15 protein-coding genes are annotated in these 16,756 nt (G+C 42.4%); 13 read left to right on the top strand and 2 right to left on the bottom strand.

What is annotated here, in order from left to right:
- The first annotated feature begins 127 nt into the window (after positions 1–127).
- The 11 genes from racE to QEZ38_RS07275 all read left to right on the top strand — a co-directional run bounded on the left by racE (position 128) and on the right by QEZ38_RS07275 (position 7,344).
- Positions 128–922 (top strand): glutamate racemase, encoded by a 795-nt coding sequence (gene racE, locus QEZ38_RS07325; protein ID WP_281335483.1) that lies wholly within the window; start codon positions 128–130, stop codon positions 920–922.
- A complete protein-coding gene (locus QEZ38_RS07320; protein WP_281335482.1) occupies positions 919–1,890 on the top strand; it encodes a nucleoside-triphosphate diphosphatase in 972 nt (323 codons plus the stop codon). The genes racE and QEZ38_RS07320 overlap by 4 nt, the downstream gene beginning before the upstream one ends.
- Positions 1,866–2,387 carry a metallophosphoesterase gene (locus QEZ38_RS07315; RefSeq protein ID WP_001118959.1) on the top strand — a complete coding sequence of 174 codons (522 nt, stop codon included), beginning with the start codon at positions 1,866–1,868 and terminating at the stop codon, positions 2,385–2,387. Before QEZ38_RS07320 ends, QEZ38_RS07315 begins: the two co-directional genes overlap by 25 nt.
- Positions 2,384–2,845 carry a cyclic-di-AMP-binding protein CbpB gene (gene cbpB, locus QEZ38_RS07310; protein WP_281335481.1) on the top strand — a complete coding sequence of 154 codons (462 nt, stop codon included), beginning with the start codon at positions 2,384–2,386 and terminating at the stop codon, positions 2,843–2,845. The genes QEZ38_RS07315 and cbpB overlap by 4 nt, the downstream gene beginning before the upstream one ends.
- Entirely contained in the window at positions 2,842–3,576 is a 735-nt protein-coding gene (gene xerD, locus QEZ38_RS07305) for a site-specific tyrosine recombinase XerD (protein WP_281335480.1), read from the top strand. The genes cbpB and xerD overlap by 4 nt, the downstream gene beginning before the upstream one ends.
- Positions 3,576–4,310: a segregation/condensation protein A gene (locus QEZ38_RS07300; protein ID WP_281335479.1), complete on the top strand. Its 735-nt coding sequence runs from the start codon at positions 3,576–3,578 to the stop codon at positions 4,308–4,310. Before xerD ends, QEZ38_RS07300 begins: the two co-directional genes overlap by 1 nt.
- 12 nt (positions 4,311–4,322) lie before the next feature.
- The gene (scpB, locus tag QEZ38_RS07295; RefSeq protein ID WP_281335478.1) at positions 4,323–4,892 is read left to right on the top strand and encodes an SMC-Scp complex subunit ScpB; all 570 of its coding nucleotides are present in this window, start codon (positions 4,323–4,325) and stop codon (positions 4,890–4,892) included.
- Positions 4,879–5,601, top strand: a complete 723-nt coding sequence (locus QEZ38_RS07290; protein ID WP_261012932.1) for a pseudouridine synthase — start codon at positions 4,879–4,881, stop codon at positions 5,599–5,601. Before scpB ends, QEZ38_RS07290 begins: the two co-directional genes overlap by 14 nt.
- Entirely contained in the window at positions 5,601–5,837 is a 237-nt protein-coding gene (yidD, locus tag QEZ38_RS07285; protein ID WP_281335477.1) for a membrane protein insertion efficiency factor YidD, read from the top strand. The genes QEZ38_RS07290 and yidD overlap by 1 nt, the downstream gene beginning before the upstream one ends.
- A gap of 121 nt (positions 5,838–5,958) precedes the next feature.
- Entirely contained in the window at positions 5,959–7,023 is a 1,065-nt protein-coding gene (gene pepA / locus QEZ38_RS07280; protein ID WP_281335476.1) for a glutamyl aminopeptidase, read from the top strand.
- A gap of 24 nt (positions 7,024–7,047) precedes the next feature.
- Positions 7,048–7,344 carry a bacteriocin immunity family protein gene (locus tag QEZ38_RS07275; RefSeq protein ID WP_281335475.1) on the top strand — a complete coding sequence of 99 codons (297 nt, stop codon included), beginning with the start codon at positions 7,048–7,050 and terminating at the stop codon, positions 7,342–7,344.
- Between the two features lie 28 nt (positions 7,345–7,372).
- Here QEZ38_RS07275 and QEZ38_RS07270 read toward each other — a convergent pair whose 3' ends face one another.
- Complete coding sequence (locus tag QEZ38_RS07270) at positions 7,373–9,004, bottom strand: Na/Pi cotransporter family protein (RefSeq protein WP_281335474.1); 1,632 nt, start codon at positions 9,002–9,004, stop codon at positions 7,373–7,375.
- Between the two features lie 303 nt (positions 9,005–9,307).
- Here QEZ38_RS07270 and QEZ38_RS07265 point away from each other — a divergent pair, with 303 nt between their 5' ends.
- Positions 9,308–14,290 carry an endo-beta-N-acetylglucosaminidase gene (locus QEZ38_RS07265; RefSeq protein WP_281335473.1) on the top strand — a complete coding sequence of 1,661 codons (4,983 nt, stop codon included), beginning with the start codon at positions 9,308–9,310 and terminating at the stop codon, positions 14,288–14,290.
- Between the two features lie 249 nt (positions 14,291–14,539).
- On the opposite strand, the gene QEZ38_RS07260 is transcribed toward QEZ38_RS07265, so the two are convergent.
- Complete coding sequence (locus tag QEZ38_RS07260; RefSeq protein ID WP_281335472.1) at positions 14,540–15,247, bottom strand: hypothetical protein; 708 nt, start codon at positions 15,245–15,247, stop codon at positions 14,540–14,542.
- Between the two features lie 144 nt (positions 15,248–15,391).
- Between QEZ38_RS07260 and QEZ38_RS07255 the strand changes: the two genes are divergently transcribed.
- Positions 15,392–16,591 (top strand): phosphoglycerate kinase, encoded by a 1,200-nt coding sequence (locus QEZ38_RS07255; protein ID WP_001096781.1) that lies wholly within the window; start codon positions 15,392–15,394, stop codon positions 16,589–16,591.
- Positions 16,592–16,756: the final 165 nt, after the last annotated feature.

Genomic DNA, 16,756 nt, shown 5'->3' with positions numbered 1-16,756 from the left:
TCTATTGATATTTGATTATGATTAAGAGGGAGACAGTTGGGAGTTTGCCAGTCTGTCAGCAATGTCACTAAGAGATGTAATGATAATGAACTATCAATCAGAAAAATAAGACTAGAAAGAAGACTGTATGGATAATCGACCAATTGGTTTTTTGGATTCGGGTGTCGGGGGCTTGACGGTTGTGCGTGAGCTTATGCGCCAGCTTCCCCATGAAGAAATCGTCTATATTGGAGATTCGGCACGAGCGCCTTACGGGCCCCGTCCTGCTGAGCAAATTCGTGAATATACTTGGCAACTGGTCAACTTTCTCTTGACCAAGGATGTCAAGATGATTGTCATTGCTTGCAATACGGCGACGGCAGTCGTTTGGGAAGAAATCAAGGCTCAACTAGATATTCCTGTTTTAGGTGTGATTTTGCCAGGAGCTTCGGCAGCTATCAAGTCCAGTCAAAGTGGGAAAATCGGAGTGATTGGAACGCCCATGACGGTCCAATCAGACATCTACCGTCAGAAAATCCATGATCTGGATCCGGACTTACAGGTGGAGAGTTTGGCCTGTCCCAAATTTGCCCCCTTGGTCGAGTCTGGTGCCTTATCAACTAGTGTAACCAAGAAAGTGGTTTATGAAACCCTGCGTCCCTTGGTTGGAAAGGTGGATAGCCTGATTTTGGGTTGTACCCATTATCCACTTCTTCGTCCCATCATCCAAAATGTGATGGGACCAGATGTAAAACTCATCGATAGTGGAGCCGAGTGCGTGCGGGACATCTCAGTCTTGCTCAATTATTTTGAAATCAATCGTAGCCGTGATGCAGGCTCGCTACAACACCGTTTTTACACAACAGCAAATAGTCAGAGTTTTGCTCAGATTGGTGCAGAATGGCTGGAAAAAGAGATTCATGTGGAGCATGTAACATTATGACAAATAAAATTTATGAATACAAGGACGACCAGGACTGGTATGTCGGGTCCTACAGTGTTTTTGGTGGTATTCGTACTTTGACGGATGATGAGTTAAACTTTCCTCTGTTCCAATTCGCCAAAATATTTGGAGATGAGGAGCGAGGCTTTCCACTTTCAGTCACCGTTTTACGCTATGGTTCTCTCTACCGTTTATTGTCCTTTGTGGTAGATATACTTAACCAAGAAATGGGACGAAATCTGGAAGTCATTCAACGTCAGGGGGCTTTGCTCTTAGTTGAAAATGGGCAACTCTTGTATGTGGAATTGCCTAAAGAAGGGGTTAATGTCCAAGATTTCTTTGAGACTAACAAGGTCAGAGAAACCCTGTTGATTGCGACTCGTAACGAAGGTAAGACCAAGGAATTTCGAGCTATCTTTGACAAACTTGGTTATGATGTGGAGAACCTTAATAACTATCCAGACCTGCCTGAAGTAGCTGAAACAGGTATGACCTTTGAAGAAAATGCTCGCCTTAAGGCAGAAACCATCTCTAAATTAACAGGCAAGATGGTTTTAGCTGATGATTCTGGTCTTAAGGTCGATGTCCTCGGTGGATTACCAGGTGTCTGGTCGGCTCGATTTGCAGGAGTAGGGGCTACTGACCAAGAAAATAATGCTAAACTCTTGCACGAATTAGCTATGGTCTTTGAACTAAAGGACCGTTCAGCTCAATTCCATACAACCCTGGTCGTAGCTAGCCCAGGTAAGGAAAGCTTGGTTGTCGAAGCTGACTGGCCAGGCTACATTAACTTTGAACCTAAGGGTGAAAATGGCTTTGGTTATGATCCGCTCTTTTTAGTAGGAGAAACTGGCAAATCATCAGCTGAATTAACCCTCGAAGAAAAAAATAGTCAATCCCACCGTGCCTTAGCCGTTAAGAAACTTTTGGAGGTATTTCCATCATGGCAAAGCAAACCATCATTGTAATGAGTGACTCCCACGGAGATAGCTTGATTGTAGAAGAAATCCGTAACCGCTATCTGGGGAAAGTCGATGCTATTTTTCACGATGGTGACTCTGAGCTTCGCCCAGATTCACCCCTCTGGGAAGGCATTCAGGTCGTCAGAGGGAACATGGATTTTTATTCAGATTATCCAGAACGCTTGGTGACTCAACTGGGTCCTACCAAGATCATCCAGACCCATGGACACTTATTTGATATTAACTTCAATTTCCAAAAGCTTGATTTTTGGGCTCAAGAGGAAGATGCAGATATCTGTCTTTATGGTCACTTGCATGTTCCAAATGCTTGGATGGAAGGAAAGACCCTCTTTTTAAATCCTGGTTCTATCAGTCAGCCACGTGGGACCATCAGAGAATGTCTCTATGCCCGTGTAGAGATTGATGATAGCTACTTTAAAGTGGACTTTTTGACACGTAACCATGAGGTCTATCCAGGCTTATCCAAGGAGTTTGCTCGATGATTGCCAAAGAGTTTGAACAGTTTTTACTGGAGCAAGAGGAAACCTTTTTAACTCCTGCTGAAAATTTGGCAGTCTTGATTGATACTCACAATGCAGATCATGCAACTCTCCTTCTAAGCCAGATGACCTACACCAGAGTTCCAGTAGTGACTGATGAGAAAGAATTTGTCGGAACCATTGGGCTTAGAGACATTTTGGCCTACCAAATGGAGCAAGGCTTGAGCCAAGAGTCCATGGCAGATACGGACATTGTCCATATGACCAAAAAGGATGTAGCAGTTGTGGAGCCAGACTATAGCCTCACGGATGTTTTGCATAAGTTAGTAGATGAATCCTTCTTACCAGTTGTGGATGAAGAGGGGATTTTCCAAGGGATCATCACGCGCAAGTCCATCCTCAAGGCAGTAAATGCCCTCTTGCATGACTTTAGTAAGGAATATGAGATTCGAAGCAAATGAGAGACAGGATTTCAGTATTTTTAGAGGAAAAGCAGGGATTATCTGCCAATTCCAAGCAGTCTTATAAGTATGATCTTGAGCAATTTTTAGATATGATAGGAGAGCAAATTTCTGAGACTAATCTCAAGATTTATCAATCTCAACTGTCAAGTTTGAAGATTAGTGCTCAAAAACGTAAAGTTTCTGCTTGTAACCAGTTTCTCTACTTTCTCTATCAAAAAGGGGAACTCAAGACCTTTTATCGCATAGAATTGCTTAAACAGGCCGAGCAGCAACAAGCAAAACCTGAGCTTTTGGACCTAGAATCCTTTTGGCAGGAAAGCGACTTTCCAGAGGGACGCTTACTGGCGCTCCTCATCTTGGAAATGGGGCTCTTGCCAAGCGAGATTTTAACTCTAAAGGTTGCGGATATCAATCTGGATTTTCAAGTTTTGAGAATCAAGAAGGCTTCCCAACAGAGAATTGTAGCTATTCCCATGCGCTTGCTTCCAGAATTGGCTCCCTTGATGGACCAGACCTATATTTTTGAAAAGTCTGGCAAAGCCTACTCGCGTCAGTGGGCCTTTCGTCAGTTAGAAGCCTTTCTAAAAGAAAGAGGTTTCCCAGAATTATCCGCTCAAGGACTGAGAGAACAGTTTATTTTGAGACAGATGGAAGAAAAGGTTGACTTGTATGAAATTGCTAAAAAGCTAGGATTAAAGACAGTCATGACCTTAGAAAAATACAGATAATGGATATTAAATTAAAAGATTTTGAAGGGCCTCTAGATCTTCTATTACACTTGGTTTCCAAGTACCAGATGGATATCTATGATGTACCTATCACAGAGGTTATCGAGCAGTACCTAGCCTATGTGTCAACCTTACAGGCTATGCGCCTCGAAGTAGCAGGTGAGTATATGGTCATGGCTAGTCAACTCATGCTGATCAAGAGTCGTAAGCTCCTGCCAAAGGTTGCGGAAGTGTCTGATTTAGAGGATGACCTAGAGCAGGATCTCCTTTCTCAGATTGAAGAATACCGCAAGTTTAAACTTTTGGGAGAGCAGTTGGAAGTGAGGCACCAAGAACGAGCTCAATATTACTCAAAAGCACCTACTGAGTTGATTTATGAGGATGCTGAACTTGTGCACGATAAGACAACAATCGACCTTTTCTTAGCCTTTTCAACTTTGTTAGCTAAGAAAAAAGAAGAATTTTCCAAAAGTCACACAACCATTTTACGCGATGAATACAAGATTGAAGATATGATGGTCATGGTCCGAGAAGCCTTGGTTGAAGATCAACAACTATGCTTGCAGAATTTGTTTAAAGAAACTAAGGATTTACAAGAGATTATTACACTCTTTTTAGCGACCTTGGAGTTGATTAAAACCCAAGAAATTCTCTTGATCCAGGAAGAGAGTTTCGGAGATATCTATCTCATGAAAAAGAAAGAAGAAAATCAAGTAGAACAAAGTCAGGCTTGATAGAGAGGAAATATGAGTACTTTAGCAGAAATAGAAGCACTCCTCTTTGTAGCGGGTGAAGATGGGATTAGGATTCGCCAGTTGGCTGAACTCCTCTCACTACCTCCAACAGGTATTCAGCAGAGTCTAGAAAAATTAGCCAAAAAGTATGAAAAAGACCAGGATTCTAGTCTGGCCCTGATTGAGACAGGTGGTGCCTACAGATTGGTAACCAAGCCTCAATTTGCAGCTATTTTGAAAGAATATTCTAAGGCGCCCATCAACCAGAGTCTATCTCGAGCTGCGCTAGAAACCTTGTCCATCATTGCTTATAAGCAGCCTATCACACGTATAGAAATTGATGCCATCCGTGGGGTCAACTCTAGTGGTGCTCTAGCTAAGTTGCAGGCCTTTGACTTGATACGAGAAGATGGGAAAAAAGAGGTACTTGGACGCCCTAATCTCTATGTAACGACGGATTATTTCCTAGATTACATGGGCATTAACCACTTGGAAGAACTGCCCGTGATTGATGAGCTTGACATTCAAGCGCAAGAAAGCCAATTATTTGGTGAAAGGATAGAAGAAGATGAGAATCAATAAATATATTGCCCACGCAGGTGTGGCCAGTAGGAGAAAAGCAGAAGAGTTGATCAAGCAAGGCTTGGTGACGGTTAACGGCCAAGTAGTACGTGAACTAGCAACGACCATTAAGTCAGGCGACAAGGTCGAAGTTGAAGGCCAACCCATCTACAACGAAGAAAAGGTCTATTATCTGCTCAATAAACCACGTGGTGTAATTTCCAGTGTAACGGATGATAAGGGACGCAAGACTGTTGTGGACCTCTTGCCGAATGTGAAAGAACGGATTTACCCTGTGGGACGTTTGGACTGGGATACATCTGGAGTCTTGATTTTGACCAATGATGGTGACTTTACAGACGAGATGATTCACCCTCGTAATGAGATTGACAAGGTCTATGTTGCGCGTGTTAAAGGTGTGGCTAACAAGGAAAATCTTCGTCCTTTGACTCGAGGCGTTGAAATTGAAGGCAAGAAAACCAAGCCAGCTGTTTATGAAATTCTCAAGGTAGATCCAGTTAAGAATCGTTCCGTTGTACAGCTGACCATTCATGAAGGGCGTAACCATCAGGTTAAAAAGATGTTTGAAGCTGTTGGGCTTCAAGTGGATAAGTTGTCTCGGACACGTTTTGGACACTTAGACTTGACTGGACTTCGTCCAGGAGAATCACGCCGTCTCAATAAAAAAGAAATCAGCCAACTACACACCATGGCTGTAACCAAGAAATAATGAAACGAATTTTAATAGCGCCTGTGCGCTTTTACCAACGCTTTATCTCGCCAGCCTTTCCACCTTCTTGTAGATTTGAGCCTACTTGTTCAAATTACATGATTCAGGCTATTGAAAAACATGGACTCAAGGGAGTTTTGATGGGCTTGGCTAGGATATTACGTTGCCATCCTTGGTCTAAAACGGGTAAAGATCCAGTGCCAGACCACTTTTCATTAAAAAGAAATACCAAGTAAAAAGGAATCGTAACAGATTCCTTTTTACTTGATAAGAACTATGAAGTCGGAGGATTTGTGATTTTCACTACCCTTCTCCTATAAAAAGTGGTAAAATGGTTGAAAGAAAGAAGGGATAGAAATGACAACATTATTTTCTAAAATCAAAGAAGTAACAGAACTTTCTGCTATCTCAGGTCATGAAGCGCCTGTACGCGCTTATCTTCGTGAGAAAATAACTCCTCACGTGGATGAAGTAGTGACAGATGGCTTGGGTGGTATTTTTGGTATCAAACATTCAGAAGTTGCGAATGCACCTCGCGTCTTGGTAGCATCTCACATGGATGAAGTTGGTTTTATGGTGAGTGAAATCAAACCTGATGGAACCTTCCGTGTCGTTGAGATTGGCGGTTGGAATCCTATGGTGGTCAGCAGCCAGCGCTTTAAACTCTTTACTCGTGACGGTCGTGAAATTCCAGTAATCTCAGGATCGGTACCTCCACATTTAACTCGTGGAACAGGTGGTCCAAGCATGCCAGCTATTTCAGATATCATCTTTGATGGTGGTTTCGCGGATAAGGCTGAGGCTGAAAGTTTTGGTATTCGTCCTGGAGACACCATCGTTCCAGATAGTAGCGCGATCCTTACAGCTAATGAAAAAAATATCATCTCAAAAGCATGGGATAACCGCTACGGAGTTCTCATGGTGAGTGAGTTGGCTGAAAACTTGTCAGGTCAAAAACTAGGAAATGAACTTTATCTTGGTGCCAATGTCCAAGAAGAAGTCGGACTTCGTGGTGCCCATACATCAACAACTAAATTTGATCCAGAAGTATTTTTGGCAGTTGACTGTTCACCTGCTGGTGATGTTTATGGTGGTCAAGGTAAGATTGGTGATGGAACCTTGATTCGTTTCTATGATCCAGGTCACTTGCTTCTCCCAGGTATGAAGGATTTCCTTTTGACAACTGCTGAAGAAGCTGGAATCAAATACCAATACTATTGTGGAAAAGGTGGAACTGACGCAGGTGCAGCTCATCTGAAAAATGGTGGGGTCTCATCAACAACAATCGGTGTTTGTGCCCGTTATATCCACTCTCACCAAACGCTTTACGCTATGGATGATTTCCTTGAAGCACAAGCATTTTTACAAGCCTTGGTTAAAAAATTGGATCGCTCAACTGTAGATTTGATCAAGAACTATTAAACAGAAAAGATGGAGGGAATAGGGATGGAAGAACCAAACCTAGAAACCTTGATACGGGATCTTTACAATCATGCCCGTCAAAACTTGAGTGAAGATTTAGTGGCTGCACTCTTAGAGACTGCCAAGCAATTGCCTAGCACCAATGAGCGATTGCTTGCAGTCCGACTTTCAGGGCTAGTTACACTTGAACTCCTCAATAATCCTAGAACACCTGCGCCAGAGTTAGTCAATCTGGCCAGTTTTATCCAAAAGGAAGAAGCTAGGTACAAGGGCGCAGCTGCATCTTCCATTATGATTGGAGAACTATTTAAAATGCTTTGATTCGAGAGAATCAAAGCATTTTTTCATTTTAAATTTGTTCTGCCAAAACCTTTTCAGCCAGGTTCATAGCGTGGTCTGATACACGAGTGTAGTGAGAAATGATATCGATAAAGTTGACACCTGCTTGGGTAGAACATTCACCGTTATTAAGACGTTTGATATGTGTCTTACGAAGAACACGTTCCATATTGTTGATGTCTTCGTGACGTTCCATAAGGGCTTGAGCTTGTTCAAGATCATTATTTTCAACACTCTCAAGAGCATCTTTGACGAATTCGCTCGTTTTAAGATAAATATCTGCTAGTTCTTCTAAGGCAGCTTCAGAGAATTGAACATTCTTGCGTTGCAAGTAATCGTTAAGATTGATTAAAGCTTCGGCGTGGTCTCCGATACGTTCCAAGTCTCGTGAAGAGTCTAGGATGTTGGTTAAGACTTCACTCTCTTTTTGGCTCAAAGCTTCACCTGATAAACTGATGAGGTAACGAGTCAATTTTTCATCAATAGTATTGATGGCTTCTTCAGTCTTATGACCCTTTTCTGCAACTTTTTCATTAGAATTGATGATATAGTCGTAAGAGAGGTCAAAGGCTTTTGCAGCGTAGTTCCCCAAGTGTAGGAGTTCTTTTTTAGCATTTCCAAGAGCGATAGATGGAGCTTGTTTGATCAGTTGCTCGTCTAGGTAGAGAGCTTCGTATTTGACAACTTCATCTTCACCAGGGATGAGCTTGGTTACCAAGAAGGCAAGCGCTCCGATGAATGGGAACTGGATAATGGTGTTGGTAATGTTGAAGGTTCCGTGGGCAAAGGCAATGGTCATCTCTGGAGCCAGATGAAGGGCAGCTTCAAACCATTGGATCAAGGCTGTGAAGGGAACGAGGAAGATGATACAGATAACAGTTCCGATAACGTTGAAGGCCACATGGGCCCCCGCTACACGCTTGGCCGCAATATTAGCTCCTAAGGAAGCGATAATCGCTGTGATAGTAGTTCCGATGTTATCCCCAAAGAGCACGGGTAGGGCTCCCTGAAGGTCAATCAAATTGCTAGCGTAGAGATTTTGCAAAATACCGATGGTCGCTGAGGAGGCTTGAATCAGAAGGGTTAAACCAGTTCCGACAAAGACTCCCAAGATTGGATTTTTACTCAGCTCTACCATGTAGTCTTTAAAGACTTGTAAATCCTTGAGGGGCTCCATAGCACCACTCATAAGATTGAGGGCGAAGAAGATACCACCGACACCAAAGACAATTCGTCCGATGTTATTGATGGTTCTATTTTTTGTGAAGAAGAGACAGACTGCTCCGAGAAAGAGCATGGGTAATGCGTAGTCTCCCAATTTAAAACCGATGATAAAGGATGTGACAGTTGTCCCGATATTGGCCCCCATGACAATCCCGATAGCCTGACGTAGGGTCAAAAGTCCCGCACTGACCAGACCAACCGTAATAACTGTAACCCCTGAACTAGACTGAATCAGGGCAGTCATTCCAATACCTACCAGAATACCAAAGAAAGGATTGCTGGTATATTTGTCAATGTAATATCGAAGACGATCTCCAGCTGCTTGTTGCAAACCGTCCCCCATGGTCTTGATACTATATAAGAATAGTCCCAGACCACCTAAAAAGTGAAATACAATTTCCTGCCAATTAATGGACATTTTCTTTTTCCTCCGAAAAATAATCGCGGAATCTCTCCCATTCTATTTTAAAGGATTAAGAGCGATCTAACAAGTAGTAAATGATTTTTTTTTAAGAAAATGTTAAATTTATTCTAAAAATGGAGCTTGATTGTCTAATTTATATTAATTCTTCACTTCTATATAGTTCTTTTGGGACTCATGTTGACTCTTCATCTAAATAGCGTAAAATGGAGATGAACTGTTCTATTATCTTTATTAGGGCAGCTACTTTTTTAAAACAAAAATAAAGCGCTTACTTTCTGGAAGTAAAAGGAGAAAAAGATGAAGAATCCATTTTTTGAAAAACGTTGCCGCTATAGTATTCGAAAATTGTCAGTGGGTGCCTGCTCTTTGATGATTGGGTCAGTTCTATTTGCAGGACCAGTCTTAGCTGAAGAAGCAGTTATTGCTGAAAATGCTACGGGGACAACAGCAGTAGTTTCGGAGCAACCAACTACGCCTGCGCCAGAAGTGTTGAAGGAGTTGGAAGCAACTGAAGACAAGGCAAGCGAGCAACCAGTTTCAAATGAGAAGCCATCACTGGAAGAGCTGACAGCAACAGATAAAGAAGCGACAAGTCCGACTGCTGAAACTCCTAAGGTTGAAGAAACGCCTGCTACTACAGAAAATAAGCCAGAAGAAAAAGCTACTGTCGCTGACGTTCCTAAGAAAGAAGAAAAAAGTCTTCGACCAAAAGAAATTAAGTTTGACACATGGGAAGATTTGTTGAAATGGGAACCAGGTGCTCGCGAAGACGATGCTATTAACCGCTCTTCAGTAGAACTAGCCAAGCGCTATCGTGGGCATGTAGTCAACGAAAAAGCCAATAAGGATGCCAAGGTTGAAGCTCTTGCCAATACCAACTCTAAGGCTAAAGACCACGCTTCTGTAGGTGGTGAAGAGTTTAAAGCCTATGCTTTTGATTACTGGCAATACTTGAATTCAATGGTCTTCTGGGAAGGGCTTGTTCCAACTCCGGACGTGATTGATGCTGGTCACCGTAATGGTGTCCCTGTATTGGGTACACTCTTCTTCAACTGGTCTAACAGTATTGCAGACCAAGAAAAATTTGCTGCAGCCCTTCAACAAGATGAGGACGGAACTTTCCCTATCGCTCGTAAATTGGTTGATTTGGCTAAATACTATGGATTTGACGGCTATTTTATCAACCAAGAAACAACTGGTGATATCGTAGCACCCCTTGGTAAGAAAATGCGTGACTTCATGCTCTATACCAAGGAGTACGCAGCTCAAGTCAACCACCCAGTCAAGTATTCTTGGTACGATGCCATGACCTATGAATATGGTCGTTATCATGAAGATGGACTTGGTGAATACAACTATCCATTCATGCAAAAAGAAGGGGACAAGGTTCCTGCGGATCACTTCTTTGCCAACTTTAACTGGACCAAAGAGAAAAATGATTACTCTGTAGCGATGGCAAAATGGCTAGAGCGCAGCCAGTATGATGTTTTTGCAGGATTGGAATTGCAACAGGGTGGTTCCTACAAGACAAAAGTGAAATGGGATGCCCTTTTAGATGAAAATGGCAAGCTCCGTTTGTCACTTGGACTCTTTGCACCTGATACTATCACGAGTCTTGGGAAGACAGGCGAAGACTATCATAAGAATGAAAACATCTTCTTTACAGGTTATCAAGGAGATCCAACTGGTCAAAAACCAGAGGACAAGGACTGGTACGGGATTGCCAACCTAGTAGCTGACCGTACACCAGCAGTGGGACGTAGCTTCACAACATCCTTTAACACAGGACATGGTAAAAAATGGTTTGTAGACGGTAAAGTTTCTAAGGATTCTGAATGGAACTATCGTTCTGTATCAGGTATCTTGCCTACATGGCGTTGGTGGCAAACGTCATCAGGTGCTAAACTTCAAGCTGACTATGACTTTGAAGATGCCTACAATGGTGGTAACTCACTTAAGTTTGCGGGTGATTTAGCTGAAAATACAAATCAAGATGTTCGTCTCTACTCTACAAAACTGGAAGTAACAGATAAAACCAAACTCCGTGTTGCTCATAAAGGTGGTAAGGGAAGTAAGGTCTATGTAGAGTTTGCGACTCAGAAAAACTACACCTATGGTGGCGAGAATGCTCGTAAAGAGCTGACTCTATCTGACGATTGGACAAAAGATGAATTTGATTTGAGTGCCTTGGCAGGTCAGACTATTTACGGTATCAAGCTTACTTTTGAAAATACTGCTGCTCTTAAGGGCTATCAATTTAACTTGGGTGAGTTGATTGTAACAGATAATCAAGAGGCTCCTCAAGCACCAACAGCTCTTAAAGTAGCTAAACAATCCCTTAAAAATGCCCAAGAAGCAGAAGCCATTGTTCAATTTACAGGTAACAAGGATGCTGACTTCTATGAAGTTTATGAGAAGGATGGCGATACTTGGCGTCTATTGACAGGCTCATCTGCCACTACGATCTACCTACCAAAAGTTAGTCGTTCAGCTAGTGCAACTGGTACTAGTCAGGAGTTGAAGGTTGTCGCAGTTGGGAAGAACGGTCTTCGCTCTGAAGCAGCAACTACAAACTTTGAGTGGGGGATGACTGTCCAAGATACCAGTCTTCCAAGACCTCTAGCAGAAAATATCGTTCCAGGGGCTACCGTTATCGGAAGTACCTTCCCAGACACAGAAGGTGGCGAAGGTATCGAAGGTATGTTGAATGGAACTATCACTAGCTTATCTGATAAATGGTCTTCTGCTCAGTTGAGTGGTAGCGTTGATATCCGTTTGACACAACCACGCCGTGTCGTTAGATGGGTCATGGACCATGCTGGTGCGGGTGGAGAATCTGTTAATGATGGCTTGATGAACACCAAAGACTTTGACCTTTACTACAAAGATGAAGCAGGAGAATGGAAACTAGCTAAAGCTGTTCGTGGCAATAAAGCCCATGTTTCAGATATCACCCTTGATAGCCCAATCACTGCGAAAGACTGGCGATTGCACGTTATTACATCTGACAATGGAACACCATGGAAAGCCATTCGTATCTACAACTGGAAGATGTATGAAACTCTTGATACGGAGAGCCAAAACATTCCAATGAGTAAAGTTGCAGCGCGTGTTCTAACTGACAATAAGGTTCAGCTCGGCTTCTCAGAAGTTCCTGCTGGGGCAACCATTACAGTCTATGACAAGGCAGATTCACAAACTCCTATCGCTACTTTAAACACAGTAGTTGGAGGGGATTTGGCAACAGAACCATTGAGCTTTGAAAAACGTCCAAGCCTTCTTTACTACCGCACACAATTGCCAGGAAAAGAAATCAGTAATACTCTTGCTGTGACGATTCCTCAGGATGAAAGAAAGATTAAGGCTGTCAGTCTAGAAGTAGCACCTAAAAAGACAACTTACCAAGATGGCGAGGAATTGAATCTCAAAGGAGGTCTTCTTCGTGTCAAATATGAGGGTGAAGAAGCAGATGAAGTCATCAACCTTAGTCATGCTGGTGTTGTAGTCAACGGCTACGATGCTCACCATCATGGCGAACAAGAGTTAACAGTAACCTATCTTGGTCTTCCAGTTGCAGGAAGCTTCAAGGTTCAAGTGACAGGTGAAGAAGCTGGTCAAAAAGAAGTCGCTGCCTTGTATATTAGCAAGCAACCGAAAATTGATTACTTTGTAGGCGATGCTCTTGACTTATCAGAGGGACGCTTCAAGGTCTTGTATGATGATGAAACTGAGACAGAACATAGCTTTACAGACGAGGGTGTCGAAATTACAGGTTATGATGCTCAAAAAACAGGCCGTCAAAAACTTGAGTTGCATTATCAAGGACAAACTGTCGACTTTGATGTTCTAGTATCACCTAAGGCAGCCATTAACGACGAATATCTGAAACAAGAAATCACATCTGCTCAAGGACGCAAAGAAACATTAGCTTATACATTTGCGGATGCAGAAAAACAAGCAGCTCTTGTTGAGAAGCTTGATGCAGCAAAAGCCATCTTAGAAAACCATGATGCTAGTCAAGAAGCAGTCAACCAGGCATTGAATGACTTGAAACAAGCAGGTGCTGATTTGAATGGTAGTCAAGTCTATCAAGCTGCTAAACAAGAACTTGAAACTCTTCTAGGAAAAGTTCGTGAGAAAAATGCAGATGATCCAATTATCGCTCAAGCAGAAACTCTCATTGGTTCAACGAATTCAACTCCAGAAGCTTTTGCCAACCTCAAGGAAGAACTCAATAAAAAACTCCTTGTTGAAGAGAGCCACCATGTAGGTAGCTTGGAAGAAGGAGAAGAAGCACCAAGAGTTGAAGTTCTACCAGAGTTAGTGGTTGAAACAGAAACTCAAGCCTTCGAACGTCAAGAACGTCCGTCAGGAGACCTCTTGTTAGGTGAACGCCGTCTGGTTCAAGCTGGTGAGGCAGGGCAAGTCCGTCACTTAATTGAGGTAGATACTAAGGGTAATCGCACGCTTCTTCAGACAGAGGTAGTCAAGGAAGCAGTAGCAGAGATTACTGAAGTTGGGACTAGGGTAGAAAGCCGTGTTCAACCGCTAGACGGAGTCAAAGATTTGACTATCAGCAATCCAACATTAGTAGTTGAAGAAGAAAAAGTTGCATACGGCCATGAAGAACGAGTAAATCCTAGCCTTCAAGCAGGAGAGCGTCGTATCGTTCAGGCAGGTGTAGAAGGCCAAACTCGTCGTCTGATTGAAGTAGATACAGAAGGCAACCGCACTCTTCTTGAGACAGAAGTAGTCAAGGAAGCAGTGGCTGAGATTACTGAAGTTGGTACCAAGGTAGAAAGCCGTGTTCAACCACTAGACGGAGTCAAAGATTTGACCATTAGCAATCCAGCATTAGTGGTTGAGGAAGAAAAGGTTGCATACGGCCATGAAGAACGAGTAAATCCTAGTCTTAAAGCAGGGGAACGTCGCCTGGTTCAAGCAGGAGTTGAAGGACTTCGTAGAAATCTGGTAGAGGTTGACACTGAAGGCAACCGCAGTCTTAAGGGAACAGAGCTTATCAAAGAAACTGTTACTGAGATTGTTGAGATTGGGCCAAAAGTGGATGTCCAAGATGACAAATCTCTTGCACCTGCTCCAGTAGCACAAGCAGCTAAGCAGGAACCAGCAAAAGCAGAAGCACAAGCACAAGCTGAAAAACCTGAAGGAAAACAACTTCCAAGTACAGGTGAAGGAGTAGATGCAAATCTAGTAGCTCTTGGCCTAGCTGGAGTTTTAAGTGGCTTTGGTTTGCTAGCTCAAAAGAAAAAAGAAGATTAAGTTAATAACTTTGCTTAATGTAACTTCTTAGAAATAAAAAGAAGGCGGTGGGACAGAAATCGATAGACAAAGTCTCGATTTCGTAGTCCCAGCCCCGCGAGGATGATTAGGAGCATTTTGGAGTCTAAAAGACGAACAAAAAGTTCAATCAGCTACCGCGTCAAAGTTTAATTGCTAATAAAAAGTGAGGTTGGGATCTGTTGTCCCAACCTCTTTTTGAGTTTAAGAAGTGAAAATCTTGTTTGGGGGTTAAAATGCGTTCCAAATGAATAGGAAGATAAAAATACAACCCCAAGCGTTGCCTGTTCTCTTTTGAATGACGAGCATACCATAAATCAAGATAAAAACAGACAAAGCCTCTAAAATGGCATGGAGATGAAAGCTAATCATCCCATGAATCATCAGACAGATAAGAGCACAAGTCAAGGCTCCGTAATCAAGCCAAGTCTGATGTGATGGAAAGCGACAGTTAATTTTGTTTGCAATGACAACATAATTAAAACCTTCCCAGAATCCCCAAACAAAGGCAGTGAGGAGAAAGCCCAAGACATTTGTTGGGAAGGGACTTGTGAGAATTTCTTTAGCAATGGGGATGGATTGAAAGGGGAGATAGGAATGAATCTGCCCTCTACAGATGAAAAAAAGAAGTAAGGGGAGACAGATAGTAGCCGTCTGAATGAGGGTTGGGAGGAAGTGTTTAGCTAGCAAACCATATTGTTTCCAGCTTTCTTTTCTTCGAATCATTACCATGCTCGTACCCAATCCAGCAACACAAAACTGGAGAGTTGCGAGAAAAAGAAGACGAATCCAGACGGGAAACTCTGTTTGGTGAGAGAAATCAAGTATTTGTTTTTGGAAAAGGATGTATCCTATAAACGAAAGAATTGTCAAAATGGCAATGATATTGAGGTCTGAATCTGCCTCTTTTTGCTTATCTGTTAGAGTATTTTTCATCATTTAGCGCTCCTTATCTTATTTTTTATTATAAAACAATAAGAAATAAAGGACAATAAAGAACTGGAAAAGTTTAAGGTTTTGCTATCTCTTTTATTGATTTTGTGATATAATTAACACGTAAAAAAAATTAAGGAGTCTTTCCAAATGGCAAAATTGACTGTTAAAGATGTTGAGTTGAAAGGGAAAAAAGTTCTCGTTCGTGTTGACTTCAACGTTCCTGTAAAAGATGGCGTGATTACTAATGACAACCGTATCACTGCAGCTCTTCCAACTATCAAGTACATCCTTGAACAAGGTGGACGTGCGATTCTTTTCTCTCACCTTGGACGTGTAAAAGAAGAAGCAGACAAAGCTGGTAAATCACTTGCTCCTGTAGCTGCTGACTTGGCTGCTAAATTGGGTCAAGAAGTTACATTCCTTCCAGGTGTTACTCGTGGTGCTGAATTGGAAGCAGCGATTAACGCTCTTGAAGATGGACAAGTTCTCTTGGTTGAAAACACTCGTTTTGAAGATGTTGACGGTAAGAAAGAATCTAAAAACGATCCTGAACTTGGTAAATACTGGGCATCACTTGGAGATGGTATCTTCGTAAACGATGCATTCGGTACAGCTCACCGTGCACACGCATCTAACGTTGGTATCTCAGCAAACGTTGAAAAAGCTGTTGCTGGATTCCTTCTTGAAAACGAAATTGCTTACATCCAAGAAGCTGTTGAAGCTCCAGAACGTCCATTCGTGGCTATCCTTGGTGGTTCAAAAGTTTCAGACAAGATCGGTGTTATCGAAAACTTACTTGAAAAAGCTGATAAAGTTCTTATCGGTGGTGGTATGACTTACACATTCTACAAAGCACAAGGTATCGAAATCGGTAACTCACTTGTAGAAGAAGATAAATTGGATGTTGCGAAAGCTCTTCTTGAAAAAGCAAACGGTAAATTGATCTTGCCAGTTGACTCAAAAGAAGCGAACGCATTTGCTGACTACACTGAAGTGAAAGACACTGAAGGCGAAGCAGTTGACCCAGGTTTCCTTGGTCTTGACATCGGTCCAAAATCTATCGCTAAATTTGACGAAGCTTTGACTGGTGCCAAAACTGTTGTATGGAACGGACCAATGGGTGTATTTGAAAACCCTGACTTCCAAGCTGGTACAATCGGTGTGATGGACGCTATCGTGAAACAACCAGGCGTTAAATCAATCATCGGTGGTGGTGACTCAGCTGCCGCAGCTATCAACCTTGGTCGTGCAGACAAGTTCTCATGGATTAGTACGGGCGGAGGCGCTTCAATGGAGCTTCTTGAAGGTAAAGTATTGCCAGGTTTGGCTGCACTTACAGAAAAATAATTTCAGCCCGTTAGTCTCTACAAAATCCTGATTTTGTAGAAAAAGGAACAAAACTGAAACGTTAACAAAAAGGTGGCTCTGTCACCTTTCAGATTGAAGACAAAGTCCTTGGAAGTCCAGTTTCTAAGGGCTTTTCTTTGTGTAAAGTCGTATAATAGAGGTAAG

The sequence above is a fragment of the Streptococcus taonis genome, assembly GCF_029948085.1.
GTDB classification, from domain to species: domain Bacteria; phylum Bacillota; class Bacilli; order Lactobacillales; family Streptococcaceae; genus Streptococcus; species Streptococcus taonis.
This window is presented reverse-complemented; position numbering and strand designations above follow the sequence as displayed.